Origin of the sequence: Novipirellula rosea (assembly GCF_039541335.1) — a bacterium.
Taxonomy (GTDB): Bacteria; Planctomycetota; Planctomycetia; order Pirellulales; family Pirellulaceae; genus Novipirellula; species Novipirellula rosea.
In genome coordinates this window covers 1-3,504 of record NZ_BAABGA010000013.1, presented here as the reverse complement: position 1 = coordinate 3,504, position 3,504 = coordinate 1, and the positions used below count along the sequence as shown (strand labels likewise).

General features: G+C 53.5%; 4 protein-coding genes. All 4 read left to right on the top strand.

Annotation, left to right across the window (positions count from 1 at the left end; genetic code table 11):
• Positions 1-320: hypothetical protein (locus ABD971_RS05100; RefSeq protein ID WP_345320051.1), on the top strand; the 320-nt coding region annotated here is incomplete at its 5' end.
• A 72-nt stretch (positions 321-392) separates the two neighbouring features.
• Positions 393-1,316, top strand: coding sequence for an RHS repeat domain-containing protein (locus ABD971_RS05095; protein WP_345320049.1), 924 nt, complete (start codon positions 393-395; stop codon positions 1,314-1,316).
• A gap of 30 nt (positions 1,317-1,346) precedes the next feature.
• A complete protein-coding gene (locus ABD971_RS05090; protein WP_345320047.1) occupies positions 1,347-1,775 on the top strand; it encodes a hypothetical protein in 429 nt (142 codons plus the stop codon).
• A gap of 465 nt (positions 1,776-2,240) precedes the next feature.
• Positions 2,241-3,504 (top strand): RHS repeat domain-containing protein (locus ABD971_RS05085; RefSeq protein WP_345320045.1); only part of this gene is annotated, 1,264 nt, incomplete at its 3' end.

Genomic DNA, 3,504 nt, shown 5'->3' with positions numbered 1-3,504 from the left:
GTGTAAAGTACGGTTATGATCGTGCAAGCAACCGAACGTGGCGAGAGAACCCGTCCGATCCAAACCGCGAGCATGACTGGCTCTACCACTACGATGGACTGAACCGCTTGCAGACGGCTCAGCGTGGTGAATTGAACGGCTCGCACACTGCGATTGAAACGCTTGATGCGGCGCAGTGCTGGAAACTCGATCCGACTGGCAACTGGTCGGAATTCCGGCAGGACGAGAATGGCGGCGGAACGTGGGACTTCAACCAAACCCGCACCGCCAATGCAGTCAACGAGATCACCGACATCAGCAATACGCCTAGCAACATCTGAGCGACCCCGGCGTACGACAAGAACGGCAACACAACGACGAACCCGCGTCCCGATCTTGGAATAAACGCCACAATGACGGCGACGTTCGACGCTTGGAACCGGATGACGAAGCTGGTTGACGATTCCAATTCCAACGTGCTGCTAGAGAACCAGTACGATGGCCGCAACTTCCGTGTCGTCGCCAAGGAATACACGTCTGGATCGCTCTCAGCAACACGTGAGTATTACTTCACCGACAGCTGGCAGTGCGTGGAAGAACGTATTGACACCTCCAACACACCGCGACGTCAATATGTGTGGGGGATGCGTTACATCGACGACCTTGTAGCACGAGACCGCGACATCTCGCCATCGGGCGGACTATTAGGCGAGAGGCTGTATTACCTAGCCGATGCCAACTGGAACACAACTGCCGTGGTCAGTGATTCAGGAAGCGTGCAGGAACGCTACGAGTACGATCCGTATGGCAAACTGTCGTGCTTCGAGCCCGACTTCACGCCGCGATCCAGCAGCAACTACAGCGTTCACTACACGTATACCAGTCGGGAGTGGACACCAGTCGCGGGCCTGTACTACTTCCGCAACCGCTGGTACGACCCTCAACTGGGCCGGTTTAGCTCCAGAGATCCTATCGGGTATGAGGACGGATTAAATCTATATCGAGGAAATTTCAATGTGAACGCACTGGACCCCACGGGGTTATTTGTGATTGAAATTGGCTGTCGCAGTGCTTGCGAATTGCCTTGTAAAACTGCATGCGGTGCTCCGTCGATAGCATGCTTTCGTTTGATTGCACCATGGAAAATCAAGGCATGTATCTTAGCAGCGGCAGCTGCGTGTCGTGAAGGTTGTGTGTGGGCTTGCGAAGCCAGATGTAATCGACCACCGTTCAACGGTTGCGATGAGTTTATACGTATGGATTTAGATGACTTCCCTACTCCCTGGGAAGCGTGGGAAGAAGATAGAAAGAGAAAAGAAGAGTTAAAAAAACTTTGATTGGCAAGATTGAAATAAGGAAGCACCAAATTGAAATCAGCCCGCAGCAGGTTCTCAAAGCTTGTTTTGATGATCGTTTTTATTGCATTGACGACAGTTTCTGCATTTCCTGAGTTCCTGGGGCAAGGTTCTAAACCAGCTATCCCCGTGGCCATATTCTTCGCTTTGGCTTCAATTTATTACGCGACAGCATTTTTTCTTGGTCGTAACCCAGAAGAGGTGCTGGGACGAACTCAAAGACGTGCCTTCGAATTAGCTTGCAATTTAACTATTTGGCTAGTTGTACTAGCTGAGCTGTTTCCGGAGGCGTTCCGGTTGAGAAACGAGCCAAATTACTTTATCGCGGTCGTGTTGTCGGTGACTAGCGTTATAATTTGGATTCAGAAAAAAGCTCGTCCTGTCAAAAACTCAGAGGAACCAATGCAGCAATCAAATGGCTCAGATCTCATTGATGAGTAGCTGCGAAATGCACTGGAGTAAGGCGACGTAAAATTGGCATCCGATAGGCTGCCGTTTTTCGTTGGTGGACACGGAGAGGAGAAAGGTGTCAGGACTCAATAACGAGTGCTCCAGAGCAGAAAGTCACTTCAATAGGTCACTGTAAGGACGCCTTTCTTGTTGGCGAAGAAATCTAATGGGGCAAACCTCCTTGATGAATGGACAGGCCGCTACGCCGGAGTGAAGCGGCGATTGAAATTTAGCCGACATGCTGTTGCTTTTCGGGAAACGCTTACTAGAATCTAATGTGCCAAGCCTCTTTGCTGAGTAAACCATTCCATGCACCGGCGTGAAGGGGCGATTAGCTTCGGCTAATGCAGGAGCGATCGCTCACATACCGATGGGGAAGGCTTCGCCGGGGTCAGACCCGGTTTTCGGTTTTCAACCGAACTCGACGGGCGCGGATGATGTGACCGAAGCAATTGATTGACCACGCCCCTCGAAACTCGTTGGACTCTCCAACGCGGGAACGGAAAAGGTGCCATTCGTGTCAGGACTCATTTCCGAACCAGCAACTACTGGTTCGATGCCGCTGGCAATCCGATCAAATCTTTGCCGGGTGGCGCGAAGAAATTCACCAAGCAGTCCTACGATAGTCTCGGGCGAGTCGTCATCTCGTACGTTGGCTTCGGAGATGACACCACCTATGCCGACGCGACCTCGGTGACCGGAGATGTAATCCTCACACAATCCGAAACCACCTACGATGACGCCGGAAATAGTATCCAGTCGGACACCCGCCAACGTTACCACAATGCACCGGCCGCTCAGACCGGAGCCCTTGGCTCCCCGACCGTCACCCCCAATGCCCGGATTCAGTATTCGGCAAACTATCCTGACGCACTCGGTCGGTCGGTCGCGACGGCGGAATATGGAACCAACGGCGGTGCAAGTTTGACTCGCTCTGCCACGATTCCGGCCAGCAGTGACACCACACTCGTCTCACGCCAAATTTACAACCATGCCGGAGAACTGCGTGATTCAATCGATCCAGCAGGCAAAGTGCTGCGAACCAGCTATGATGCTGCCGGACGCCAGACCGAGACGATCGACAACTACGTCACCACGGTGCCGTCATCCAGTTCCAGCAGCGGCGGTGGATGTGCCGACTCGGACGACCTAAATCAGACGACTCAGTTCACCTACACAGCCGATGGGCAACTCAAGGCGCTCACAGCTATTAACGCATCAACTGGCAACCAGGTGACGCAGTACGTCTATGGCTCGACACTCAGCGAGAGCGACATCGCATCCTCAATGCTCCTGAGAGCGGAGATCTATCCCGATTCCACGGGACCCAGTGACCAAGTTTCTTACACTTACAACCGCCAATCGCAGCGGACCAGCCTAACCGATCAAAACGGCTCAACCAGGCAATTTGATTACGATGCCCTGGGGCGGCAGACGCAAGACTGCGTGACCACGCTTGGGGCAGGCGTCGACGGAGCAATCCGCCGCATCGAGCAGAGCTATGATGTTCGCGGCAATGTCTCGGCAGTGACCTGCTATAATACAGCAGCGGTCGGTAGCGGATCGATCGTGAATCAAGTCACTCGTGAATTCGATGATTTCGGAAACGTGACGACCACCTACCAATCGCACAGCGGCGCGGTCAATCCCGCCTCCACGCCTAGCGTCGGTCGCTCGTATACCGATGGCAGTGGAAATGTGCTTCGCCCCACCGCCACGC

Coding starts and splice junctions, on each gene's coding strand:
- ABD971_RS05095 (WP_345320049.1), top strand. CDS start 393: ATGACGGCGACGTTCGACGCTTGGAACCGGATGACGAAGCTGGTTGAC.